This is a genomic window from Streptomyces fumanus, from assembly GCF_014655295.1.
In the GTDB taxonomy this organism is placed as follows: domain Bacteria; phylum Actinomycetota; class Actinomycetes; order Streptomycetales; family Streptomycetaceae; genus Streptomyces; species Streptomyces fumanus.
This window is the reverse complement of the sequence record NZ_BNBI01000001.1, coordinates 783,979-808,404: the sequence shown is the minus strand read 5'-3', so window position 1 is coordinate 808,404 and position 24,426 is coordinate 783,979. Positions and strand designations below refer to the sequence as shown.

Below are 24,426 nucleotides of genomic sequence, written 5' to 3'. Positions count from 1 at the left end.
GCGGTGAGGGTCAGTTCTCCAGGACGGACTCGAAGAAACCCACGGCGGGATCTGCCGGCGTACCCACCAGCAGCGCGCGGTCGAGGAGGATGTTGTTGTGCTCGCAGCTCGTCTCGGGGAGCATCACGCAGGCGTGGCAGGCGGCGAGATTCGTCCCGTTGGTGCCCGACGCCTCGGCCTCCATGCAGAGCGGGTCGGCGGAGCACCAAGCGGCGCGACGCAACGCCGAACGCACTGTGCGGTCCAGAAGCCGCGGCTCGCCCTGTGCGACGAGGCCGCCGAGGCTGCCCGCCGAGTCGCTCGTGGCCGTGTAGACGAGCACCCCGGCCATGTCGTCGGCGGCGTACAGACGCTCACGCAGGGAAGCGGCCGGGTAGCCCGCCTCCAGGCTCCATTCGTTGATGAGGACGTGGGCCAGCGTGTGCAGCAGCACCATGCGAGGGGTCGCCGGGGACGGCGCGGCCCGACCCGGGTCGTCGGCCCGCTCGTCCAGCACCCGCTGGTGAGCGGTGCGCATCCGCTCGACCCGCGCCGCGACCGCCGTCGCCTTCTCCCAGGTGGCCAATCGATTCTCGTCCAGGCGGAGGAAGACTCCTTCGCCGCGGACCTCCATGGCCGGAAGCCAGCGCAGGGCCTTCTCGGAGAGCGGCATCTCCTTCGCGTCGGTCGTCGACTCGGCGTCGACGAGGCGGGTGAACGCCTTAAGGGCACGCACTTCGCGGAGCTTCTTCACCAGCATCGGGCCGGTGATGCCGAGCGGACCGAGCACGCTCTGGTCGCCCAGCGGGGTCTCGCACACGAACTGTTCGTCGCGGGACTGCTCACTCTCGTCGTTCCCGGCCCTAAGACGCTCGTACTCCTTGTTGCGCAGGGCGCGGTAGCGGTGGTCGAAGGCGGGGGTGGCGCCGTCGACGGGGTCTTCCTCGCGTTCCGCGTCGAGCAACTCCATCACCTCGTCCACGGAAAGAGGCCATGGCTCGTCGAACACGGCATCGAGGTAGGCGTGGATGCGGTCACGGTCTTCGTACTTCCGCAGTTTCTCCCAGTGCCCGGCGAGCGGATCCTCCCGCCTGTGGCTCCACGGCGGGATGGACAGGGCCGACTTCAGCACCGGCTGCCACACCGACGAGGAACCACGCTGCAGCGTGCGCAGGGGGAGTCCGCAACCCTTCGACGGGACGGCGGAACCGAGCCACGGACGGGCGCCCCGACAGGTGAGCCCCAGGTCCTTGAGCGCCTTCCTGCGGAAGGAGCCCTCCATGGACACTTCGGGTGCCTGCCCGCAGGTGCAGGAGACGATGATGGAGCGGAGCGAGGACGTACGGCCCGACGTGCGCAGCCTGAGCTTTCCCCCGCACCGCCCGCCTGTCGTGGAACCTCGGTCGGTGGAGCGGTGCACCCACTGCCAGTAGGGGAACTCGTCGAGGTGACCGGCCTCGCAGGCCACCACGAAACGGGAGGGGACGAGGTCCACCTCGCACGTGCCGCACACGCTGCGACCGGCGGGCGGGTTGAAGTCGCGATGGAGCTGGAGTTCGTTGCACTCGGGGCACGAGTGCATCAGCGGGAAGCGGCGGACCCGGAGGCCGTCCTTGCTGGTGTCGTCCGACGCCGGTGGCAGCCTGAAGCAGTCGACCTCCAGCAGGCGGGCCAGGCGCCGCTCGTAGATCCGCGGGGCCTCGTCCCCGTTCCAGCTCCGGTCGGCCTCGTCCAGGCCCGAGACGATGAAGGACTCGTGATCGACGGCGATGAGCGAGCCGACACCGTACGTGGTGATGGCCTGGGCCCGGCGGACCGCGCCGCGTCGCGGCAGGTTGTGCGTGGGCGTGCTGCCGTTCGCTCCGGTCCGACGGCGACGGGCGGGGGGCGGGGTCATCGGGTTCCCTCCATGAACAGGGCGGACTCGGCATCGACGTCTCGCAGGCTCCAGAGCGTGGGCCACGCCTCGGCGTCCTCGGTCTCGTCGTCGTACGCCTTGAGGAGCGAAGGGGCACGGCTGCCCCGCTTCGGTTCGAAGAGCAGGCCACTGTGGTTGCTGGCTTCCTTGCGCCACCACTCGACGAACTCGTCGAAGCCCTGCCGTACCGCGTCGGTCTCCTCCGGTGCGACGGCCGCGACGCGATCCAGCAGCAGGCACTTGATGCGCCCCTGCAGGACGTCCACGTAGGACTCGACCCTGCCGGCGGCCTCGTTGGGTCGAGCAGCCGGGATCAAGATGCGGGCGAGGGCGACGATCACCGCGTGCAGGCCCCGCTCCCGGGCGCGGGCGGAGAACGGTGTGACGGAGGTCGACTCGACCTCGCGGTACAGGGCCGAGTGGAAGTGCTGGAAGTTCTCGTAGTGCGAGCGATCCCGGGCGCGCGCGGAGTTGAGCATGACCGCGACCAGGCCGGGGTGAGCGCGACCGACCCGGCTGGTCGCCTGGATGTACTCGGCGGTCGTCTGCGGCTGGCCCATCACGGCCATCAACCCGAGCCGATCCACGTCCACGCCCACCGCGATCATGTTGGTGGCGAGCAGCACGTCCACGGTGTCCTCGTCGGGGAGCCTCTTCTCGATGCCCTTGAGCCGGGTGGGGATCTCGCTGGCGTCGATCCGGCTGGTCAGCTCGGAGTAGTTGGCGACCGAACGCACCTTCACGCCCTCTCGCTCGGCGAGCAGCTCCAGGTAGGCCACCACGTCGTCGTGGACCTGGAGTTCCGCGGCGGAGAGCAGGCGCAGACTGTTGAAGTAGCCGACGAGACTCCAGTACGCGTCGCGCACCTCGTCCGCCGTCCGCGCCTGCTGGGCCCGGTGCAGCAGGGTGGCGTACGTGCGGATCAACAGGGTGGACTGACTGGTGCCGGGGGCCAGCAGGCCGACGTAACGGCGGCTCGCCTTCTCCTCGCGCGGGGTCTCCACCGCGAACCACGAGTCGCGGGAGTCCAGGCCGGCGGGCGGGAACTGTCGCACCTCGCGGGCGAAGAGGTGGAGGCCCTGGTCGGAGGCCCGACGGATGGTCGCGGTGGAGGCGATCACCTTGGGGTGGTCGGCCAGGGCGTCCACGGCGGTCTCGTAGAGGCCGGTGAGGGTGCCCAACGGGCCGGAGATCAAGTGGAGTTCGTCCTGGACGATCAGCTCCGGGGCGGGCGTGCCGGCGTCCGGGTCGTCGCGGTTGAAGAGGGCGGCGGTCGCGGGACGCCACGGCATCGACGCGAACTTGTCGACGGTGGCGATCACCAACGTCGGTCGCGCGTCGTACACCGCCTCGTCGATCAGGTGGACGGGCAGGCCGTCGGCGAAGTCGCAGCCCGTGCCGGGACAGCGGATGTACATCCGCTTGGCGTCCGTGTCGACCTCGTAGTCCCGGGCGTCGAGGCGGGTCCCGCACCAGGGGCAGGCGTGCAACTGGACGGGGTTCTCGGTGGCGAGCCGCTTGTCGAGGTTCGCGCGCAGCTCGTCGAGCCTGGCGCCGGCCTCGGCCAGTGTGTTGGGAGTGGCCGAGCGCCCCACCCACATGCCGACGGAGAACTCCTCATGACCCAGCTCGGGCGTGTGGCGACGCATGCGCTCCATGGCGCAGAGCAGGATCGCGGCCCGCTCGAACTGCTGGAGGGTGAGCAGCCGCAGCGTGTAGCGCATGAGGACGGTGACGCCCCCGCCGTCGGCACCCTTGCGGATGCGGCGCAGGAAGGAGGTCAGGGCGATCAGACCGAGATAAGCCTCCGTCTTGCCACCGCCGGTGGGGAACCAGAGCAGGTCGGAGATCTTCCGGTCGTCGTGCTTCGGATCGTCGATGCCGGCCATGCAGAGCAGCACGAAAGCGATCTGGAAGGGGCGCCAGTGGCCGGCGGACGGGTCGGGGGCGCCCATGCGTCCGCCCTTCACCCAGGCGCTGCGGGCGCGCTGATCGGCCATGGCGCGGTTGGCGAGCCGGAACGCCTTCATCAGGTCCGGTTTCGTCCGCAGCAACTCGATGCCCTCGCGGATCCGACCGAGGGCCTCGCGACAGGCCCTGACCTGGTCCAACGCGGGCTTTGCGTGAGCGCTGCCCACCAGCGCGTCCGCCTCGGCCGCCTTCCGGTCGATCCAGTCCCCGTAATCCGAGGCGAGTCCTTCGAGGGCGGCCAGGACCTCCGCGTCGGGATTCTTGGCCAGGCCCAGCATGGACAGCGACGAGCTGTCGATCTCCGGGTTGGAGTCGGTGAGCAGTACCTCCACGCTCGGCACGAACTCGCTCCGTACCTCGGAGACGGCGGCCGGCCTGGTGTCGGTCATGCCGATCGGCGACGGAGTCCAGTCCCAGGAAGCAGCGCAGCCGTGTCCGACGGCGAAGGTCGGGGCGTGCCGGTGCAACAACCGACTCGTGGCGATCTCCGGGTCGTGGGCGGCAGCCGGAGCGGGACGCTCGACGAATGCCGAGGCGCCGTTGACGGCCCGGACCGTCAGGCCGCACTGGAACAGGGAGAAGGCGTCCTGAAGATCCCACTCGCCGACCTGCTGGGTGTTGATCAGGGTGACCGTCACCGTGACCGTGTCGGTCTTCGAGTCGGCGGGCCGGACGTTGACGCGCAGGTGAACCCTGTCGTCGAGTTTCTCCCGCTTGTCGGGATCCGGAGCGGTGATGTCGACGTGGACGTCCGGGAGGTCGAGTTCCCTGCGCCGCCACCGCTCCCGTTGCTCGGCGGTCGTACGGGCCTCGGCGCGGCGGGCCGGGATCGGCTTGCCCTCGGTGTCGGTGGGCTCGTAGATCGCCGCACGGGCCGAGACCACGATCGTGCCGCTTATCGACGGGCGGACCGCGAAGGTCAGACCCATGGAGGAGGGGCGCCGGTCCCCGGAGGCGTCCACCTCCTGTGCGGTGCTCGACTCCTCGACGTCCTCACGGGGGAGCACGGGCGGGGCGTCGAGGCCGGCGACCTCGGCGGCGTTCTCGGCCCTCCGCTCCTTCGAGGCACGCGGATAGAGCACCCCGGTCAGGTACCGGTCGATCGGCGCGTCTTGAGTGAGGATCTCGGCGCGGTCCTCCGGCGCGGCGTCCTCGGCGGGGCCGAAGAGTTCACGGCGGAGCCCCACGAGGAGTTCCTCGTCCCGCACCCGATAGTGCTCGGAGTGTCGGCCTGCCACGTGCGTCATGCGCGCTGCTCCTCGTCGTTGTTGGCTCTGCGGAACCGTCCGATGCCGGTGATCCGCGGGGCGATCCACACGCCCCGCTCGCCGAGGCCGGCGTTCGCCCCGGCGGCTGTGCTGCCCGCCACGGTCTCCAGGGTGTCGATCCGCAGGTCATGGATCTCGTCGGGCCACCACGGATCCCACGTACGGTTGACCTTCTGCACCTGGAACAGGTCCTCGCGGAACTGTCGCGAGACCTCGCCGATCTCCCGTCCGTCGTGCAGCAGGGCGTACGGCGGGCTCTGTGTCTCGCCCATCGGCAGGTCGTGGCGCCGGCGCAGCACCACCCGCTGGCCGGGGCGGACCCGTGCCAGGAGATACGCCTGGGTGTCGACGGCTTCCGCCTCGGGGCCGGGCGGATCGTCCCGGCACACGTCACCGGCCTCGACGACGATCCCGTACCTGTCGTACGACCGCCAGGACCCGAGGTAGCGGCGGCCGTCCCGCCGGTGTCCCGCTCTCCTGAAGAGAGGCAGCTCGGGCGGGGACGCGTGGTAGAGGTCCTGGCGGACTCGCGTCATCGCCACGTAGAGGGCGCGGGCCTCGGCCGGGAGGTCGAGTTCGCCCTCGTACCGCTTGTGCAGTTCCGCGACGGTCGGCGGGGTCAGGACGACCACCCGGTCGAACTCCAGGCCCTTGGCCCGGTGCACGGTCGAGACGACGACCCGGGCGGTCTCCGGGTCGGACGCCTCGTCGGGGAACCGGCCGTCGGCGACCGCGCGGCGCAGCCGGTCCAGGTCCAGCACCCCCCGGCCGGGGCCGCGCGCGACCCGACGCAGCACCGTCCACAGGGCGTCGACGTTCGGCTCGTAGGGCAGGGGGATCTCCGCGAGAAGGGCACGGAACCGGTCCTCGGTGAGGCCGGTCGCCTCCGTGCGGCGCAGCAATTCGGCCACCCAGTACGGCACCGGACGCTCCTCGAGCGGGCGCCGCAACCGGTGCTCGACACCGTGCGCGTGCAACGACTCGGAGACCACGAGGGCTTCCTGGTTGTCGCGGGTGAGGATCGCGCACGTGTCGGTGAGGTCCCGCAGGCCGCTCAGGGTGAACTCGTCGTCGAGGTCGCCCAGCGCGTTGGCCGGGGCGAGGAGGAGGTCACGCAGTTCCTCGTAGAGCGTCGCCGCTTCGTCCGCGTCGGTGAGCTGCTGGAGACGAGGGCCGTGTGCCAATGCGACCCGGGCCTCCTCGGTGTCGGCCCGGAAGTTCTCGGTGAGGTGCAGCTCCACCAGGTCGTCGGGATAGGAGGAGCGCAGCCAGTCGAAGAACCTGCCCGTCTCGGCGGCGCGCTCGCCCGGGTCCGCGATCTGGAAGCCGTAGACGGACTGGGCGGGATCTCCCACGACGGTGAAGCCGCACGTGTCCTGGTACCGGTCGAGCAACGCCTCCACCAGTTCACGGCGCTCGCCCAACAGATCCTGCACCTCGTCGATCACGACATGCGCGGGCGGCACGGCGTCGCCGCTCTCCAGCGCGCCCTTCTCGATCGCACGGGTCGCGGCGGCGATCCGCTCGTCGAAGCCGACCGCGCCCCACTCACCGTCCGGGTGGGCCTGCAGCAGCACCTCGTAGGCCCACGCGTCGAAAGTCCGTGCCCGCACCCGCCGGGCGCTCTCCCCGTGCCGCGAGATCCGCTCGCGCAACTCGCGGGCGGCGGCCCGGGAGAAGGTGAGCACCAGGATCTCGGCGGCCTGCAGCGCCTCCTCCGGGTCCTCGTGTCCGCACAGCGCGTCGAGCCGGCGCACCAGTGTGTGCGTCTTGCCCGCCCCGGCACCCGCGGTGACCAGGACACGTGCGTCCCAGGGCTGCTCGACCACGGCACGCTGCTCGTCGGTGAGCGGCGGACTGTCCAGGTAGACGTCGGTCACGTACGGCTCCAGAGGTGCTCGAACTGAGTGAAGGCGAGCTGGGTGTCGAAGTTGGCGATGTTGTCGCTGACGTTGAGGATCAGACACGTGGGCTTGCCGCCGTTCTTCGGCCCGCGCAGGCCGCGCCCGATCATCTGCTGGTACACGTTGGTGCTGTAGACCGGCCGGGCCACCACCACGACCCGGGTGGCCGGGGCGTCGAAGCCCTGGGTGAGGACGCCGTAGTTGGTGAGGACGCGGATGCGGCCCGCGCGGAAGTCCTCGATCCGCCGACGCCGGTCCTGGGGGCTGGTGGTGGAGTCGACGGCGGCGGCCGGGATCCCGCGGTCGTTGAGCATGGCCGCCAGGTACTTGGCGTGGTCCACGGAGGTGGCGAACAGCAGCGTCGGCCAGTCCTCCGGAAGGCCCGCCACCTCGTCGACGATGCGTCGGCTGCGGGCGTGGTCGTCGGCGAGCCGCTGTTCCGCGGCACGGGACAGCATCGCCATCCGAAGTGCCTGGACCTTCTCGTCGGGCTCCAGCACGATCTCCCCGCCCTCCAGGGTGCGGTGCTCCACGCGCGCGAGCATCCCCCAGTCCTGGAGGTCCCGGTAAGGATCACCGGACGGGAAGACGCCCTCGTCCAGCCGGCGGTTTCCGAAGCGGTTGACCAGGCGGCGGGTCTCCTCCTCGTTGGTGTTGCGGAACGGCGTGGCGGTCAGACCCAGCAGATGCCGGCCGGTCTCGTACTGGGTGAGTCCCAACCTGGTCAGGATCTCCGTGTACCGCTTGGAGATGGCGGTGTGGGCCTCGTCCACGATCACCAGCGCGGCCTGCCGCAGCCACGCGTACTGGTCGGTGCCGAGACACCGCTCCAGTTTGGCGTCGGTGGCCACCACCAGGTGCGGGTTCTCGACGACGTTCCCCACTTCATGGGTGCTCCACAACCGGCTGATGGTGAGCGGTCGCTCCGCTCCCACCTTGCTCCAGACGAACTTCCAGCTCTGGACGGCCTGTTCGCACAGCTCCTCGGTCTGCGCGATCCACAGCAGCGGACCGCCCAGGTCGCCGACCCGCTTCACCCACCGGATCACGGCCTCGGAGGTGACCCGGGTCTTGCCCGCTCCGGTGGGCAGCGACAGCATGGCCCGCTGCGGGGCGAACCGGTCGAGCAGGGTGGTGATGTTGCGGACCAGGTCCTCCTGGTAATCGTGCAGCCGAGGGAAGTCCCGAGGGCCGTCCACCGTCTCGAAGACGGGGGGTGCCGGGGCCCTGGAACCGGCGAAGGACACCGGCAATCGCAGGTCCGACACGAAGGCGACGGCGGCCGAGGAACCCCCGTAGGCCACCGGCGCGTTGGGGAACCTGGCCTGGATGTCCCGGGCGTGCTGCTGGAGCACGCCGTCGCCGTGCGCGTTGAAGGCCATCTGCGCGATCCGGTGCCCGGAGGGCTCCGCACCGCCGGTCGCCTGCAGCTCGGCCTCCATCAGCCCGTCGGGCAGCCCGGTCCGCAGCGCCTCGGCACCGATCAGCAGCTCGATCTTGGTGACGACGTCCTCGGCATCGCGTACGGCCTTCAGGGCGGCCTTCGTCGCGCTGTCCCGGGCCATGCGCTCCTGGTGTTCGAGCACCGTCCGACAACCGGCGGCACCGAGCCCGAGCCCCAGCTCACGGTCGACGAGCCGCAGCATCTGCTCGGGATCCAGAGGTACGCGGACCTTGATGGTGCCGTCCTGTCGCACCGCGTCCAGGGGACGGGACTTGGTGCCGTTCTCGGTCCGGGTCACCTCCTCCAACTCGGTGCACCGCTGCACCACGGTGTTCCGGTTGCCGCTGTTCAACCGCTGGCGCAGCGCGGGGTACAGCTCCACGAGCGGAACCGGGTCGCCGTCCGGGACCTCACGGGTCTCCTTGGTGATGGCTTCGGCGTAGCGCTTCATGCGCCACTCCTTGACCATCAACTCGGCGTCCTCGGGGGTCGCCACCAGCAGTGCGGGGAGCTGCTCCGCGCGCAGCGCCCGGTACTCCGTCGTACCGACCGCGACGGTGATCTCCTCGTCGGGGCGGGTGCTCCAGGTGTCCCCGATCCGGCAGCGGGTCAGGGAGTCCTCGGGGAACTCCGCGCCGAAGCGGGTCAGCATGACGTAGGTGTTGCCGACGAACGCGTCGTCCTCGCTCCGGGCCACCTCCGCGAGGAGCGCCTCCCAGTGCTCCGCCGGGACCTCCTCGACCGTCGCGGGCAGGCGCAGTTTGCGGGCCTTCTCCGGGGAGATGTCGGCGACCGGCAGCACGTCGCGGTAGGCGGCGAGCTGAGGCCCGACGGCCTCGTCCAGCGGCTTGATCCCCTTGGAGGTGGCGACGGTTCCGTACTTCCTGAGCATCCAGCGGATCGGCGACATCACGGCCCGGCGGGTGCTCGCCTGGACACCGATCTGTCGCGTCCAGTTGTCCACCACGGCCTCGTCGGGGAGGGCCTTGAGGAAGGCCGCGCGGGACTCCTCGGACAGCGACCGGAAGAAGTGCAGCGGACCACCGATCGGGGACCCCTCCACCTTCATCCGGTTGAGGGCGGGACGCGGGGCGCCGGGGCTGAGGCTGCGCAGGTAGGACGCGTGGACGGCCTCCCGGTACTCCTCGAACCACGCCTCGCCCTCCGGCCGCGTCGAGGTGGACGGCCGCTCCCGCAGGCCGATGTCACGGAAGAAGGCGAGGTCGTCCGAGTGGAACCTCGTGTCGACGGCGATGCTCGGTTCGCGTCCGGCGTCGACCACCACACCCGGCACCATGCAGTCGCGCACCGGGCGGAACCTGCCGTCCGCCGTGCGCACGCGCAGCGTCTCGCGGGCGTCCGGTACGTGTTTGAGCACCGTGTGGGTCAGGCGGCGACCCCCGGCCTGCCGGAACAGGTCCCAGAAGCGCTCCCACTCGGCGTCCCCGTAGCCGGTGAAACCTTGGTCGAGCACGCTGATGAACCGGCCTTCGGCGTCCGCCTCCCGGATGCCGAGCAGGTTGAGCGCGGAGGCGAGATCCGGATTCCGCGCGATGTCCGCGACCACGTACTGCAGGGACTCCCTCAGCCCGTCCTCGTCGGAACGGCGGAACACCTGGCCGGGGACGGGGGCGACCAGGCCGTGCTCCTCGGTGAGGACGATCTGCGCCTGACGGGCGTCATCGGCGAGCGGCGATCCGGTCCTGACCATCTCGGCGAGGATGCGGATCGCCGCCGCCGACGCTTCGGCGGTGCCGCACTCGACGAGGGCCTCCAGCCATTCGCGCACGTCGGACCGCTTGTGCCCGGCGGCACCGAGAATGTGTTCGACCTTGCCGGCGCGGATCGTGTCGGCCTCGGCGTACGGGTGCAGCCAGTTCGACGGCCGGCCGGGGGCCTCGTGCCACATCCGCAACCACTCGACGCTCCGTTCCTTGTCGAGACGCGGAGGAACACGCAACTCGGTCGGTACCCGCAGCACGCCGTCCTGGTCGGGCAGCGACGGACGGACCGCCGCCTTCTCCCAGATCTCCTGGGTCAGGAACGCGTCGGCCCAACTGATCGCCTCCTTCACCCGGCCCGGCAGCAGCGGGAGGTGGGCGCCGGGATCCTCGGCAGGAGCCAGGCGGGGCAGCGAATCGACCACCAGCGCTGCCGAGACCCTGATCATCTCCTCGTTGAAGGCCGAGGAGTCGAGCAGGTTCTGCCGGTCCTCGTTGGTCTTCCAGGCGCCGTTGAGGATGCCGCTCAGGGACATCTCGTACTTGGTCGGGAAGAAGGACCAGAACCGGCCGCGTCCGCGCGCCTGCGGGCTCACGAAAAGTCCGCTCTTCGGGTCCCTCTCCAGCGCGGGCACCGCCCAGGCGAGGTCGAGGGCGAGACGGTCGTGCAGTTCACCGGCGTCGGCGCGGGCCGCCGGTCCGGGTTCGTGCGTGGTCGAGAAGACCCGCCAGCGAACGCTCCGGGTCGGCCTGCCCGTACGCTCCTCCACCACCGTGTGCAGGTCCCCGCTCTGCTCGGTGGTCAGCACACGGCGGACGGTCGAGCGCCGGCGGTCCTCCAGGACGACCTTCGCGACGTGCGGGGAGAGGAGCTGGAAACCGATCGGGAACTCCTCGCGGGCCGATCCGGTGGTCGTCCGCCCGCCGTGCATGTCCAGCGCCAACCTGCCCGCGGCGCCGTCCAGCAGCGGCAGGCGGACCACGGTCGTGGCCCAGCTCAGCAGCTCGTCGAGGACGGGATCCTGGGCACGCTCGGCGGCCTCGTCGAGGGGACGGGCCATGCGCAGCACCGGCGCCTCGAACCGCTCGCCGAGGCGCTCCCGTACTCCGGGCACCGACCGGATCTGCTCGAAGGCCCATTCGCGATCGAATCCGAACGACCCGGATCTGCTGAAGAACTGCGGGGTGTCCGTGACGACCAGGACGGATTTCACACCCACACCGAAACGGCCGATCTGACCGCCGCGCTTGCGCGACATGCTCATTCGGAGAATGGTTTCCGCGCCTTCGGGAGACACGGCTGTGCCCTCGTTCGCGCAGTACAGGTGCGTGTCGGTGAGCACGACCTGGACACAACCCCCGGGGTGATCGGCGATTTCGTCGGCCGCGTTCTGCACGAGTTCGAAGAGTTGGCGGTCACCGTAGCCGCCTTGGGTGATACGACGTTCACCATTGGCGTGTTCCGGTACGAGGCCGGGGTCGACCGCATAGGTCTGGAGAACGCGCGAGGACTGTTCGAGGACGGTACGAATGACCGGCTGATGAGAATCGGGCACGGTGAATTCACGGCTCCTGCGGCGAGAGGCATCCGGATAGCGGGGACGAGGGGCGAAAGAAGCTCGGTCGACCGCTCCGACCTGCACGAAGGCGTCGTCTGTCGCACGCCGGGGCGGAGTGGTCCTTGGCAGGGTCAACCGTCACCGGAGAGTTCTCGGAACTCCTCCGGCGTCATGCCGTACGCGTCGAGGATCTGCTTCTTCTCGACGTCGGAACCGGCGAACGAGAGTTGTAAAGAGATCGCGCTGAGTTCCCGCATCGAGTACGGCGGGCAGTCGTAAGGGGACTCCGATTCCCCGGGAGGGTCTTCCATGAGGGTGTCGTTTCCTCTGGTGGTCGTTCGGGATCCCGCACCACGGGCACGTTCGGGGTCTCGAGAGCGGAAAAGGGTACAAGTCGCCCGTCGAACACAGGAGTTGCCCAGTGGGGTAGGCACTGCTGCCGTCAACGATCCTAGGAGAAGTCACTCGTTCGTGTCGAGCGGTAATTGCGGGGCGGATTACCGGAATTGAGCATTCCGGTTAGCTGTAGCGTTTGCATCTGCGACACCAGGAGCTACTCGCGAGTTCCGCATGCTTCTACCTCTAGTGGTGCGTTACGGGCAAAGTGGACAGTCGTTCGAGAGGGGGTGGTCGCCGGTCTTGCGTCAAGTCGTGATTGACGCGCGCTGGGATGTCAAATTAGCCTGTCCAGGACCGTCGCACAACGAGTTACACCGAAGAGTGGGAGGCCGCATGGAGGCCGGTGAGGAGTTCGGGCCCTGGCTGGCCCGTCAGCTCAAGATCGCGGGCAAGACGCAGGCCGAGCTGGCGGAAGAGCTGGGACTCACCCGAGCCGCGGTCTCCGCGTGGATCACCAAGCGCTCGGTCCCGCGTGCCACCGTCATGGGCGAGATCGCCAAGGCGCTGGGTACCGACCTGAGCACGGTGCACACCCGGACCACCGACACGCAGGCCGGTCTCCCGGTCACCTGGTACCACCGGCCCGGTTATCTGGACGGTGGTCGCGACGGCGGGAACGCCGCTGCCTTCGCCTTCGACGCGGACGTTCAGGTGCTCGCCCGGGAGACCTGCCAGAACAGCCTCGACGAGCGGCTGGTGGAGAACGGACGTCCGGTCCGCGTGCGGTACACGATCCACGAGCTGACCGGTGAGGCGTTGGAGGCGTTCCGCGCCGCGATCCTCTGGGACCGACTCCAACCGCACTACCTGGCCGTCTCGGAGTCCGCCGCCGATCAGAAGGTCGGGCGGGTGGTGGACGCCGGTGTCCGCGACATGTTCGAGAAGGGTCGCCTGATCCTGCTGCGGGTCGACGACTACAACGCCTCCGGCCTCACCGGTGACGACTACGACGACGGCAAGTTCGCGGCCGTCGTCCGCCGGCAGTTGGAGAGCCTCAAGTCGGGCCGGGCAGCGGGAGGTTCCTACGGGCTCGGCAAGGCGACGCTCTGGGCCACCAGCGCGCTCGGCATGGTCCTGATCAACTCCACGCTCTCCGTTCCTCACGAGGGTCGTACCGAACGCCGGGTCATCGGGCGACTGGAACTGCCGTGGCGTGTCGTCGACGGTCAGGCGTGGGCGGGCCCCGCGTGGCTGGGGCGTCCCGACCCCGAGACACCCAACGCGGAGGTGGTCCGCTCCTGGTGGGCGGACGAGGAGACGGTCGAGAGGCTGCACCTCACCCGCGAGAGCGACGAGCCGGGCACCTCCTTCCTCATCGTCGGCGCCCATGACGTGGCCAGTCTCGCCCCGGAGAAACCCGATGCCGCCGACGACGAGAACGGGGGCGACGACGACGGAACCCGCGACATCACCGCCATGCACCACCGCCTGGTCGAGGCATTGGGCCGGGACTTCTGGGCGGCCATGACGGGAGGGGGCAGCAAGCTCCCGCTGCTGGAGACGTCGGTCCGGACACTGCGCAACGGGGAGGTCGTCATCCCGGAGGAGAAGGTCGACCCCGCCGAGGCACAGCCCTCGCGTACTCGGGCGCTGCGGGCCTTCTACGAGGGGACGACCGTGGACCGGCTCACGCAGGCCGGTCAGGTCGCGCTCCGCAACGTTCCCCTGCGGCTGCCGCTGACCGGTGGCCGCCGCGGCACGCTCGGCACCCACCAGGGAGTACTCCTGGTCACGGAGGCGGAGGAGAAGGACGCCGCGAAGAGCGAGGTCCACTCGCTGCGTGGCAACCGGATGACCATCAAGAAGTCCACCGTGCACGGCCTGCCGCTGGGCGTCACCGCCTTCCAGGCCGTACTCCTGCTCGGTCATGCCGCCGGAGAGTCGGCGCCCTTCGCCGACGACGCGGAGGAGTTCCTACGGGCTGCCGAACCGCCCGAGCACGACCGGTGGGGCCAGACCGAGGAACTGACCCTCCGCTGGTCGCACAGCGCGCACCACCGCATCGCCGCGTTGACCGCCGAGGTCAACTCGGCTGTCAAGGAACTGGTCGTCCGACCGAAGAGCGCCGGATCCCAGGAGAACGCCAAGCTGCGCAAGAAGCTCACCGTCCAGCGCAAGACCACCGCCGCCCCCAAGCGGGCCGCCGGGTCGACCCTGCCCGAACTGGACGGGTTGGAAGCCCGGATCGGTGCCGGCGGGGAATGGCAGATCACCGCGGAGGTGAAGCTTCCACGGGCCGAAGAACTGCCCGCCATGACTCCGGTGGTCCTCCTGGACGTGCGGTCCGGCAGTCGGCCCAGGCTCGACTGGGCCGAACTCGTCGCCGTGGACGGCTGCGAGGTCGAGGACGGTGTGCTGCGGTTCACGCCGCGCGCCCGCCGAGCCGTCTTCCGGGGATTCACCGACGCCACCAGCCATCCGGTCCGGACCGAACTCACGCGGCTCGTGCTCGAACTTCGTGCCGGCACAGGGGAGTGAGGCATGAAGTTCTACCCGTACAAGCGACTCAACCGTCCGATCAGCCTGCGGGTGACATCCGCCTCGCTCAAGCTGCCCGACGGGACACGCGAGCACCTGGACACCTCCGCCTACTCCGTTCCGCAGCGGACCGTGGCTCTGGGGGTGGCGCAGCGCGACGACTGGATCTCGGCCAGGATCGGCCTGTCGGCCACCCTTCCTCCCGGCGCCACCGACCCGGACGCGCCGTGGAGCGACCTGCGGGTCCTGGCGGTGCTCACCGACGGCGACACCAATGTGCGAACCACCGTCGACCTGCGGCAGGACGCTCCGGACAGCAAGGAGTGGGCCGGTGACATCGAGGTGTTGCGCGACGACCACGTGGGGCGCGCGACCCTCGCGGTCCACGCCGTCGCCACGATCGACGACGTCCCGGGCCGGTCGATCACCGAGACCGACGCGGACTGGGCCGTCGACACGGTCGCCGAGGAGCCGCTCGGTGGCCTGACCCTCGACGTGAAGCAGGCCAGTTTCTCCAAGAGCACGCGGGAGTGGCTGCGCCCCTACTCCGACGCGCCCTGGGTGATCGACGCCTCGGGGCGGGTGCCCCTGGTCATGGTCAACACCGATGTCGAGGGGTTCTCGGATCTCCTCGGCGGCAACAGCGGGGGAGTCGAGAGCAAGGTCCAGGAGCTGCTGCTCGCCCAGATGGCCACCGACGTGTGGACAGCGGTGTTCCACAGCGCCCTGGGTGACCTGGAGGTCGAACCGGACGGCTCGCCCGTCTTCCCCACCGACTGGAGGGGTGAGGTGCTGCGAGAGATGCTTCCCGACGTGGTGCCGGGCCTCCGCGCCGAGGAAGCGCTCCGCCAGGTCCATCGCCGTCGAACCGGTGACGCGGGTTGGGTCGAACTCCAGACCCGTGTCCACTACGCCGCCGTGCGCCGAGCGAGCGCGAGCAAGGCGGTCGCCAACGCCCTTCGCGCGTTGCAGCAGATGAACCGAGAGGACAGCGCGTGATCGAGAAGCCGCACCACATTCCCGCACGGCTCGGTCTGCTCTCCGCGACCGCCGCCGATCCCTTCCTCACCGAGGATCTCCTCAAAGGAGTGCAGGGACACGCCGGCATCGATCTGGCCAAGGTGGTCGAGCCGCTGCCGGAGGAGGACCCCCGATGGGACGTGGAGCCCCTCAGGGATCTGGTGGACGACGCGATGTACCAGTTCAAGGAGAACCGGACGGAAGCCGACGGCTGGTTGGCGCCCCGGCTGCACGCGACGCTGCGCCTGACCCGGCGGGAGGCCGCGGACAGGAGGATCTGGACCCACCTGGCACTGGCCGTCGCGCCGGATTACGTGGCTTGGAGACATGGTCCCGCACCGGCGCAGGACAGGAACATGCGCATCAACCCGGCCCGCTTCAAGGGTGCCGCCGACCGGCAGTGCTTCTCCCGGCTGTGGTGGGCCGCGGAGATGTTCCGGAACGGCGAGGACTACGGACCGGTGGTGACGGCTTGCTCCAACCAGGACCTCATCCACAACGCGTTGCGCATGGACCTGATCGACCATCGGCCCACGGCCCAGGCGTTGGTGCGCATCCTGGAGCGAGGTGTCGCCAGCACCGGGCGGGAGATCAACGGACTCCTGGTGGCGATCAGCACTGCCGGTGCCACCTTGGTCTACGACGCGCTCGCCCCGGACGAACCGCGTGACCCCGAGCCGCTGCGTGCGTGGATCGAGGAAGCCGAGTCCGCGCCCCCCGTCCCGCGCCACACGCTTCCTGTCGGCCCCGACGAGGAGCGCGTTCCGGAGGCTTCGGTGGCCGCGCTCGCCGACTACCTCGTCGGGTTGTTCGAGACCGCCCCGATCAGGGGGCGGACTCCGCAGCCGTGAGGGGGAGAGGTCATCTGCCGGTGAGCGGGTGACCCTCCCACTGCCCGTGCTCGCGGACCTCCACCGTCTCGCCCGGCTGCCAGGTCTCCAGATCCGTGATGGCCTGTTCCAGCCGGGCGCGGGCCTCCTCGCGGCTCGACTCCGGTTCCAGGACCTGCCGCAGCACGTGCAGGGCCAGCCGAGGCGGGACGGCGTTGCCGATCTGCTGGGGCCGGTCGCCGCCGCTCCACGGATACGCCACGGGGAACGTCTGCAGCACGCCCGCCTCGGGGATCGTGAAGCGGTCGTGGCGGGCTAGGTGCTTCTTGGTCCCCTTGAAGACCAAGCGGTTCCGCGACACCTTGCCGGTGATCGTCGCGGACGGGGCGTCATGGTCACGCTCGCCGCGTGTGCTGGGGTCACCGCCGGTCCCGTAGTTGGAGACGACGGTGAAGGCAGGCCGGTCGGGCAGACCGGGGTCGATGGCCCGTGCCTTCTTGAGAGCCGTCTCCATGGACACCCACGCTTCCTTCGGCGGGGTCTTGTCCGCGGCGTCCTCGTCGACGTCCCAGAGCAGGTCGTCCGCCTTGGCCGATGCCCTGCTGAGAATGTTCCGCGAGCGGTACCGCTCGTGGGTCTCCTCGACCTCAGGGATCTCGGGCCCGCCGCGGCGGGCCATGAGCACGGCACGCTTCCGGGTCTGCGGGACCCCGAACGCCTCGGTGTACATCAGTTGCGTCCTGGTGCGGTAACCGAGAGTGCCGAGCACCTCGGCATACTTCTCCCACACCGGCATCACCGCCGGCACCTGCTCCAGCACGACAGCCTCGTAGGGCTCCGACCCGGGGCGCCGGCTTCGCTCTATCACCCACCACAGCGGCTGGAGGACCAGCCCTGTCCGCTCGTCGCCCAGTTCCTCCAGTACGACCTTGTGCCGGTCGATCTCGGCGCTGAGGACGGAGAACTGCTCGATCAAGGGCTTGAGGTCGGGGTGGTCGAGATCGAGTTTCCGGGACGCTTCGAGCGTCTTCAGGAGAGCCTTGATGTCGTCGGCGGAGTGCCCGTGGTCCTGCAGGTGCTTCCTGAGCGCCTTGCGGGTCACCGAGCGCCGTGCCTCGCACTCACGCTTCTCGGTCCGCACCTCTTCGGCCCGGACGGCCTTGCGTCGCAGATCCTCGGAGATGTCCCGCCACGTCCGGAAGATCTCCTTCCACTCCGCGTTCTCCGGTCGCACGACGTCATGCAGTCGCGCGATGTACGCCAGTACCTGGTCCAGTGCTTTGCGGCCGGCACCGTGCCCGGCCACGGTGAAGGTCTGGCACGGAGGGCCACCCGTCAGGACCTGGGCCCGGGGGAAGAAGGACGCGCGGTACTTCCGCACGTCGCCGGTGAAGGTGTCCATCCCCGCCGCCGCTCGGGTGGCGCACGCGTTGTCGTCCCATTCGATGCCGGTTACCCGATGACCCAGGACCTCTGCCGCCACATCCAGCCCACCCGGCCCGGCAAATAGGTCCAAAATGCGGAAAACCGCACGTGGGGAGGGCGTGTTCTGGATGTGGCTCATGGGTGCGAAGTGTAGCCGGCGGGCGCGGGTGCCGTTCCCGGCTTCCCCGGGCCGGCGGGAGACCGCAGCGCCCTTGCGATGGCTGCGCCGAGCGCCCTGCCCACCGGTGGAGGGGTCGCATGGCCTATCTGCCGGTACCGAGCCGTCTTCCGACCGGTGATCCGCCACTCCGACGGAAAACCCTGGAGCACGGCTGCCTGGTCCACCGTGATCTTCAGCATCTCGGCCGGATCGTCCGAGCGCGGCCACCGGTAGTCCGGCCCCGGCACCTCGTCGGCGAGGGCGCCACCGTTCACGCCCATCCGTGCCCAGGCCCGTTTCGTCCCGCTCGGACCGAGGTCCGCACCGCCCCGATTGTCCGAACCCCCGACCAGAGTCGGCGCCACGGCCCGGGCCTGGTCCGCCCAGGCGTCGGCCTCGGGCCAACCCCGCGCACCCATCGAGCGACGCAACGCCCGACCGACCGAGAGATGCTCGCTCACCGTCGGTTCCGGAGGGGCGAAGGCGTCGAACCACGGCTCCTTGAGTGCCACGAGGACGCCTTGCAACCGCTCCTGCGGCACCCCGAAGTCGGCCGCGTTCAGCACGAACCAGCGGAGTCGGTATCCGAGGTGGGTCAGCTCGGCCCCGATGAACTCCCGGATCTCCGCGTACGCCGGCGAGTCGACGAGGGCGGGCAGGTTCTCCAGGAGCAGGGCGCGCGGCTGGATCGCGTGGACCAGGTAGACCGTGGCGCTGAGCAGCCGCAGTTCCGGCTCACTGTCCGAGCGCCCGACCGCCGCGGAGGACTTCACCCGGGGCAGGCCCGCGGAGAGCAGATCGACGTCCAGGGTGTCCGGATGTTCCTGCGGGAGGAAGTCGATCAGGTCCTGGCAGACGACGTTCCAGTGCGGCCGATTGGTCGACAACGTCTCGCACGCCTGACTCTTGTTGTCGAGCAGCAGCACCGGTGCGAAGCCGGCGCTCTCCAGCCCTGACGCCAGGCCGCCCGCGCCCGCGCAGACGTCGACGAGACTGAGCCGATCGGTCATGGATCCCCCCACGTTTCTCTGTCACGGACGTTCCGGCGCCCGCGTGTTCCCCTCGCGGGACTCCCCGCCCCGCCTCTCCCGGTCCACCGCCGCCCGTACCGCCCCCGCCACCTCGTCGGCCGGTACGTGCTCCCAGAAGCGCAGTACCGTCCACCCTGCCGCCGTGAGGTGTTCCGTGGTCTCCCGGTCCCGGGCCATGTTGCGTTCCAGTTTGCGGCGCCACCACTCGGCGTTCGCCTTCGGGTGGGTGGCGTGTCGGGGGCAGCCGTGCCAGAAGCAGCCGTCGATGAGGACGGCGATCTTGGCCTTCGGGAAGGCCACGTCGATCCGTCGCCGGGGCATGCCGGGGACGGGGTACTCGACCCGGTAGCGCAGTCCGGCCGCGTGCAGCAGCCGTCGTACGGCCAGCTCGACGCCGGTGTCCTTGCTCGGTTGCCTGCTCATGCGGGCGGAGACGCCGGGGGAGGAGGGCTTCATGCTGTTCATCGTCCGGGGGGCCACCTGCTCGAACGGTCAGTCCTGCGCCACCCCGTGACACTCCCCGTACCCCCGCCCCGACCCGCACCAGCACCCCGCCCCCCGCTCCGGCGGCCAGGCCACCGCCCGTCCCCGGGCCGCCAAGGTCGTCGCGTACTGGGGGAGGAGGGACGCGTCCGACGGGGTGGCGGACTCCGATGCGGCGAAGGCTTCGTAGGAGGGGACCGTGCCCTGGACGATGCCGAGGTTGCGGGTGCCGGAGGCGGCGAGTTCGCGCAGGGCCGACTCTATGGCCGCCAGGTGGGCCTCGTAGGAGGGGTATTCGGCGGACAGGGAGGGATACGCGTCCAGGAGTTCGGTCAGTTCGGCGGCGGGCCAGTGGAGCATGGCGACCGGGAAGGGGCGGGAGAGGGCCTCGCGGTAGGCGCCGAGTTCGGCGCGCAGGCGGGAGATCTCGGCCTCCAGCTCGGCGGGGTTGGAGGAGCCCAGGGACCAGACGCGCTTGGGGTCGTGCAGCTCGTCCAGGGAGACCGGCATGGAGTGCAGGGTGTCGGCGAGGGTGTCCCACTCGTCGTGGGGGAGGCCGAGCATGCGGCGGACGCGGTGGCGGCCGTAGAGGAGGGGGTGCGTGGCGTACGGGGGTTCGGCGACGTCCGTCAGGAGGAGGCGGGCGGCCTCGGTGAACGTCTCCTGGGCCGCCTCCAGCTCGTCGTGGGCCTCCAGGGACTCCGCGACGATCACCCACGGGGCCGGGTCCCGGGGGGCCGCCGCGCGGACGCCGTCGATGATCGCGCGGGCCTCGGCCTCGTGGTCGTACTCCCACAGGTTCGACGCCTTCAGGGCGCGGACCAGGGCCGGGTTCTCCAGGGTGCCGGGGGCGGCGAGCAGCCGGTCGTAGAGGGCGGTCGCGGCGGGGCGGTCGCCGGCCAGTTCGAGGTGGGCGGCGGCCCGCAGCAGCAGGGCCTCGGCGTCCTCGGGGTACAGGCCGGCGGTCCGCTCCAGGCGGGCCGCTTCGGCGGTGTGGTCGAGGTTCTCGGCAGGCGTGTCGGGGCGCATGGGGGACACCGTACTGCCGTCGGGTGACGGAGGTGCGGAGCGGCGGTTGTGGTGACGGGGGCGGCCCCCGCGGGTTCGCCCCGGTCGTCCCTGGCCGGTTGGTTCCCGGTCTTTCCCGACGGGTTGGTTCCCGGCCTTTCCCGACGGGTTGGTTCCCGGCCTTTCCCGACGGGCTGGTTCCCGGCCTTTCCCGACCGGTTGGTCCCCGGTCTTCCCCGACGGGTTGGTCCCCGGCCTTCCCGGCCGGGGTGCTCCCAGCGGGGAAGGCCGGGAAGGCCGGGACGGCCGGGGACGGCCGGGGCGCTCCCGGCCGGTTCCCCGCCCCCCGGCAGGGGGTCCGGTCGCGGTGCGCGTGCGGCGGCTACGCCTCCGCCGCGAGGCGGTCCCGCAGCAGTACCAGGCCCACCGCCGCCAGGACCGACAGCCCGGCCGACACCGTGATCGCCAGGTCCGCGCCCCCGCCGGGGGTGCCGGCCGAGGTGGCCAGGGCGATGGTGAGGGCGACGCCGGCGCAGGAGCCGATGTAGCGGAACGTCTGCTGCGCGCCCGAGCCCATCGCCACGCGGGTCGGCGGGACCGACTCCACCGCCAGCAGCGGCAGCGCGGCGTTGAGGAGGCCGCTGCCGGTGCCCGCGATGATCAGGCCGGGCAGCAGCCGGTGCCAGGAGCCCGCGTCGAGGGCGCCCAGCATGGACAGGGCGCCGGCGGTGTGCAGGAGGAAGCCGAGGGCGAGCTGGTGGCGGGGCGGGACGCGGCCGGCCAGGCGGCGGGCCTGGAGGGCGACCGTGAAGGAGAGGCCGGACCAGAGCAGGAACAGCCAGGCGGTGTCCATGGGGGACATGTCCAGTGCCTGTTGCAGCAGCGCCGGCAGGAAGCTGAACAGGCCGATCACCGCCAGCCCCGTGAACAGTCCGCCCGTGGCCGAGGCGAGGAAGAGCGGGCGGCGCAGCAGGGACAGGTCGATCATGGGGGTGGCGGACCGGCGTTCCAGGACGGCGAACGCGGCCGTCAGGACGATCGCCGCCGCGAACAGCAGCAGGACCGGTGGGCGCAGCCAGCCGTCCCGGCCCAGGGTGAGGGCCGCGACCAGCGCGATCAGGGCCGGTCCGAAGGTCGCCGCCCCGGCGAGGTCGGGCCGTCCGCCGCGCGGGGAGCGGGACTCGGCCAGCCCGCGCGTGCCGAGCGCGGCGACGGCCAGGGTGGCGGCGCCCAGCACGCCGTACCCCAGGCGCCAGGACGGGATCGAGCCGGTGACCAGCGGGCCGACGGCGATGCCGCCGCTGACGAACGCGCCCCACACGCCGGTCGCGCGCAGCCTCCCGGCCGGGGTGGGGAAGGCGTGCGCGAGCAGGCCCAGGCTGCTGGCGAGGAGGGCCGCGCTGGCCGCGCCCTGGGCGATCCGGGCGAGGGTGAACAGCCAGGTCGTACCGGCCAGCGCGCCCAGCGCGGTGGTGAGGCCGAGGGCGAAGGTGCCGGTGACGAAGACCCGGCGGCGGCCGTGGTCGTCGGCGAGGCTGCCCACGACCAGGAGCAGCGCGGCCAGGCCCAGCGGGGTGCCGTTGAGCAGCCATGCCTGGGCGGACAGCGGGGTGCCGAGGTCGGCCGCGGTCTGGGGGAGCGTGACCATCGGCGCGGTGTACGTCATCAGGGCCAGCGCGGTGGCGGCGCTGGTCAGGGCGAGGGTGCGGCCGGGGTGCGGGGGCGCGTCGCGCGCCGGGGGGCGGTGCGGTGGTACGGCGGTGGCGGCGGCCGTGGTCGTGTCGTTGCCCGTGCTGGTCATGGCCGTGGACGTCCTTCCCGTCCGCGGTCGGGCCGCGGCGCGTCGAGAGGGCATGGTTCAGTGAACGAACTGACGGGAGGTCACGTTAGCACTGTGGGTTCGTTCACTGAACCTAAAAGGGGGAAAGTGGCTACAGTGGACGCATGGCTCTGGGCAAGGACTACGCGAAGCAGGAGTGCTCCATCGCCCGCGCGCTGGAGGTCGTCGGCGAGCGCTGGACACTGCTGGTGGTGCGCGACGCCCTCTACGGCGTGCGGCGCTACAACGACTTCCTCGTCCACCTCGGCGCGCCCCGCGCGGTCCTCGCCGCCCGCCTCCAGGCGCTCACCGCCGAGGGCGTCCTGGAGAAGCGCCGCTACCAGCAGTCGCCACCGCGCGACGAGTACGTCCTCACCGAGCGCGGCCTCGCCCTGTGGCCGACCTTGTGCGCGCTCGGCGTCTGGGGCCGCGAGCACTACGACACCACGCCGATGCGGATCTTCCGGCACGCGGGCTGCGGCTCCGGGCTCGGACGGTACGGCGAGTGCCGTACCTGCGGGATCGCCGTCCCCGTCGCGGACGTCGAGATGCTGCCGGGGCCCGGACTCGACCCCGACCCGGCCGACCCGGTCAGCCGCGCGCTGCTCCGGCCCAAGCGGCTGCTGGAACCGGTGATCATCGACCAGGCGTCCTGATGACCGACAGCGCCAGGACGCTATAGCCTCTAGGGGAACGCCCGTTGAGGGCCGAGGGTCGATACGGGAGGAGGGGATCGCCGTGCGGCGCCTTCTCCTGCCCCCGCGGCTGCGTCCCCTCGTCGTCCTGCTGGTTCTCCTTCCGCAGGTCGCCCTCGTCGACGCCGGCAGCCTCTCCGTCACCGTCGCGCTCGCCGCGACCGCCGCCGCCGGTTCCGCGCTCGCCCTGTGCGCCGTCCTCGCCGCGCGCTGTGTGCCCGCCGTGCCGCCCACCCGGGTCCGTACGGCCATCCGCGACCGCGACCGGCGTACCGCCTTCCTGCCCCAGCGCGATCCCGACGCCCGGGGGCGCCGCCGGCCCCGGGCACCCGGCCGGGCCCTCCCGGCGACCGCCGCGTAAGAGGGCACACCCCGCCGATCCGCTCGCCGCGCCCGCTCGTCACGGGCGTGCCGTGCGTGCCGTTCCTCCGTGCCCTCACCCCGGCCGCCGTCCTGCCGCATGTCCCGACCCGGCACGACGAGACCCCCGGAGGGCTCCTCACCATGTCCGTTTTCGCCAACCTGGTCGACGGCCTCGCCGACCTGCTCCAGCCGCTGTTCGGCGCCGGTGCCGCCGCCGCGGCGATCGTCCTGATCACCGCGCTGGTACGCCTCCTCGTCCACCCGCTGTCCCGGGCCGCGGCGCGCGGCCAGCGGGCCCGGGCCGCCCTGCAGCCGCGGATCGCCGAACTGCGCCGCCGGCACGCCGAGGACCCGCGCCGGCTCCAGCAGGCCGTCCTCGACCTGCACGCCCGGGAGAAGGTGTCACCGCTGTCGGGGGTGCTGCCCGGCCTCTGCCAGCTCCCCGCGTTCTTCCTCCTCTACCACCTCTTCTCCAGCCCCACCGTCGGCGGGCACCCCAACCGACTGCTCACCCACCACCTGTTCGCCGCCCCGCTCGGCGGACGCTGGACCGACGCGCTCGCCGGCGGCGGGCCGTTCGGCGCCGCCGGGCTCGTGTACGCGGGGGTCTTCGCGGTCGTCGCCGCGATCGCCGCGTACGGCTTCCGGCGCACCCGGCGGGCGATGGCCGACCAGGACGCCGGACTGCCGGGCGCGGTCACCAAGGCCATGCCGTTCCTGTCCTTCTTCACCCTCGTCACGGTGGCCGTCGTGCCGCTGGCCGCCGCGCTGTACGTCGTCACCAGCACGGCCTGGAGCGCCGCCGAGCGGGCGGTGCTGTACCGGTGATACCGGTGACGCCCGATGCCGCGGTCCAGTACATGAACGGGGTATTGCGGAGCGGACGCCGACCTTGGACGATCGACCAGTCCTCCGATGCCTGGTCCGCCGCACCCGGGCCGGGCCGTCGGA

The 24,426-nt window shown here is 71.0% G+C and carries 16 protein-coding genes; 6 read left to right on the top strand and 10 right to left on the bottom strand.

All coding sequences use genetic code 11. The features are described from left to right. Positions 1–10: 10 nt before the first annotated feature. The 5 genes from drmB to IE316_RS03530 form a co-directional block, all read right to left on the bottom strand. Entirely contained in the window at positions 11–1,876 is a 1,866-nt protein-coding gene (drmB, locus tag IE316_RS03550) for an MrfA Zn-binding domain-containing protein (protein ID WP_190202589.1), read from the bottom strand. After that, a complete protein-coding gene (locus IE316_RS03545) occupies positions 1,873–5,115 on the bottom strand; it encodes a helicase-related protein (RefSeq protein WP_190202588.1) in 3,243 nt (1,080 codons plus the stop codon). The genes drmB and IE316_RS03545 overlap by 4 nt, the downstream gene beginning before the upstream one ends. Next, a complete protein-coding gene (locus IE316_RS03540) occupies positions 5,112–7,016 on the bottom strand; it encodes an ATP-dependent helicase (protein WP_190202587.1) in 1,905 nt (634 codons plus the stop codon). The genes IE316_RS03545 and IE316_RS03540 overlap by 4 nt, the downstream gene beginning before the upstream one ends. Beyond that, positions 7,013–11,761: a DEAD/DEAH box helicase gene (locus IE316_RS03535; protein ID WP_190202586.1), complete on the bottom strand. Its 4,749-nt coding sequence runs from the start codon at positions 11,759–11,761 to the stop codon at positions 7,013–7,015. Before IE316_RS03535 ends, IE316_RS03540 begins: the two co-directional genes overlap by 4 nt. A 134-nt stretch (positions 11,762–11,895) precedes the next feature. Next, positions 11,896–12,075: a hypothetical protein gene (locus IE316_RS03530; protein WP_190202585.1), complete on the bottom strand. Its 180-nt coding sequence runs from the start codon at positions 12,073–12,075 to the stop codon at positions 11,896–11,898. A gap of 421 nt (positions 12,076–12,496) precedes the next feature. On the opposite strand from IE316_RS03530, the gene IE316_RS03525 reads away from it, so the two are divergent. From IE316_RS03525 to IE316_RS03515, 3 genes are read left to right on the top strand one after another with little or no spacing between them, the layout of a single operon-like run. Next, positions 12,497–14,641 (top strand): helix-turn-helix domain-containing protein, encoded by a 2,145-nt coding sequence (locus IE316_RS03525; RefSeq protein ID WP_190202584.1) that lies wholly within the window; start codon positions 12,497–12,499, stop codon positions 14,639–14,641. Positions 14,642–14,644: 3 nt separating this feature from the next. Continuing rightward, complete coding sequence (locus tag IE316_RS03520) at positions 14,645–15,640, top strand: hypothetical protein (RefSeq protein WP_190202583.1); 996 nt, start codon at positions 14,645–14,647, stop codon at positions 15,638–15,640. Continuing rightward, positions 15,637–16,512: a DUF6339 family protein gene (locus IE316_RS03515; RefSeq protein ID WP_190202582.1), complete on the top strand. Its 876-nt coding sequence runs from the start codon at positions 15,637–15,639 to the stop codon at positions 16,510–16,512. Before IE316_RS03520 ends, IE316_RS03515 begins: the two co-directional genes overlap by 4 nt. A 10-nt stretch (positions 16,513–16,522) precedes the next feature. Here IE316_RS03515 and IE316_RS03510 read toward each other — a convergent pair whose 3' ends face one another. The 5 genes from IE316_RS03510 to IE316_RS03490 form a co-directional block, all read right to left on the bottom strand. Beyond that, entirely contained in the window at positions 16,523–18,055 is a 1,533-nt protein-coding gene (locus IE316_RS03510) for a DNA cytosine methyltransferase (protein WP_190202581.1), read from the bottom strand. Beyond that, positions 18,052–19,086 (bottom strand): DNA cytosine methyltransferase, encoded by a 1,035-nt coding sequence (locus tag IE316_RS03505; RefSeq protein WP_190202580.1) that lies wholly within the window; start codon positions 19,084–19,086, stop codon positions 18,052–18,054. The genes IE316_RS03510 and IE316_RS03505 overlap by 4 nt, the downstream gene beginning before the upstream one ends. 21 nt (positions 19,087–19,107) lie before the next feature. After that, positions 19,108–19,530 (bottom strand): very short patch repair endonuclease, encoded by a 423-nt coding sequence (locus IE316_RS03500; protein ID WP_190202748.1) that lies wholly within the window; start codon positions 19,528–19,530, stop codon positions 19,108–19,110. 69 nt (positions 19,531–19,599) lie between these two features. After that, positions 19,600–20,619 carry an SEC-C domain-containing protein gene (locus IE316_RS03495; protein ID WP_190202579.1) on the bottom strand — a complete coding sequence of 340 codons (1,020 nt, stop codon included), beginning with the start codon at positions 20,617–20,619 and terminating at the stop codon, positions 19,600–19,602. 361 nt (positions 20,620–20,980) lie between these two features. After that, positions 20,981–22,399: an MFS transporter gene (locus tag IE316_RS03490; RefSeq protein WP_190202578.1), complete on the bottom strand. Its 1,419-nt coding sequence runs from the start codon at positions 22,397–22,399 to the stop codon at positions 20,981–20,983. 143 nt (positions 22,400–22,542) lie between these two features. On the opposite strand from IE316_RS03490, the gene IE316_RS03485 reads away from it, so the two are divergent. From IE316_RS03485 to yidC, 3 genes are all read left to right on the top strand, one after another. Continuing rightward, positions 22,543–23,073 (top strand): winged helix-turn-helix transcriptional regulator, encoded by a 531-nt coding sequence (locus tag IE316_RS03485; RefSeq protein ID WP_190202577.1) that lies wholly within the window; start codon positions 22,543–22,545, stop codon positions 23,071–23,073. 82 nt (positions 23,074–23,155) lie between these two features. Continuing rightward, the gene (locus IE316_RS03480) at positions 23,156–23,473 is read left to right on the top strand and encodes a DUF6412 domain-containing protein (RefSeq protein WP_190202576.1); all 318 of its coding nucleotides are present in this window, start codon (positions 23,156–23,158) and stop codon (positions 23,471–23,473) included. A gap of 143 nt (positions 23,474–23,616) precedes the next feature. Further along, a complete protein-coding gene (yidC, locus tag IE316_RS03475) occupies positions 23,617–24,303 on the top strand; it encodes a membrane protein insertase YidC (protein ID WP_190202747.1) in 687 nt (228 codons plus the stop codon). Positions 24,304–24,426: the final 123 nt, after the last annotated feature.

Coding starts and splice junctions, on each gene's coding strand:
- IE316_RS03520 (WP_190202583.1), top strand. CDS start 14,645: ATGAAGTTCTACCCGTACAAGCGACTCAACCGTCCGATCAGCCTGCGG.
- IE316_RS03495 (WP_190202579.1), bottom strand. CDS start 20,619: ATGCGCCCCGACACGCCTGCCGAGAACCTCGACCACACCGCCGAAGCG.
- IE316_RS03500 (WP_190202748.1), bottom strand. CDS start 19,530: ATGAGCAGGCAACCGAGCAAGGACACCGGCGTCGAGCTGGCCGTACGA.
- drmB (WP_190202589.1), bottom strand. CDS start 1,876: ATGACCCCGCCCCCCGCCCGTCGCCGTCGGACCGGAGCGAACGGCAGC.
- IE316_RS03510 (WP_190202581.1), bottom strand. CDS start 18,055: ATGAGCCACATCCAGAACACGCCCTCCCCACGTGCGGTTTTCCGCATT.
- IE316_RS03485 (WP_190202577.1), top strand. CDS start 22,543: ATGGCTCTGGGCAAGGACTACGCGAAGCAGGAGTGCTCCATCGCCCGC.
- IE316_RS03545 (WP_190202588.1), bottom strand. CDS start 5,115: ATGACGCACGTGGCAGGCCGACACTCCGAGCACTATCGGGTGCGGGAC.
- yidC (WP_190202747.1), top strand. CDS start 23,617: ATGTCCGTTTTCGCCAACCTGGTCGACGGCCTCGCCGACCTGCTCCAG.
- IE316_RS03505 (WP_190202580.1), bottom strand. CDS start 19,086: ATGACCGATCGGCTCAGTCTCGTCGACGTCTGCGCGGGCGCGGGCGGC.
- IE316_RS03525 (WP_190202584.1), top strand. CDS start 12,497: ATGGAGGCCGGTGAGGAGTTCGGGCCCTGGCTGGCCCGTCAGCTCAAG.
- IE316_RS03530 (WP_190202585.1), bottom strand. CDS start 12,075: ATGGAAGACCCTCCCGGGGAATCGGAGTCCCCTTACGACTGCCCGCCG.
- IE316_RS03490 (WP_190202578.1), bottom strand. CDS start 22,399: ATGACCAGCACGGGCAACGACACGACCACGGCCGCCGCCACCGCCGTA.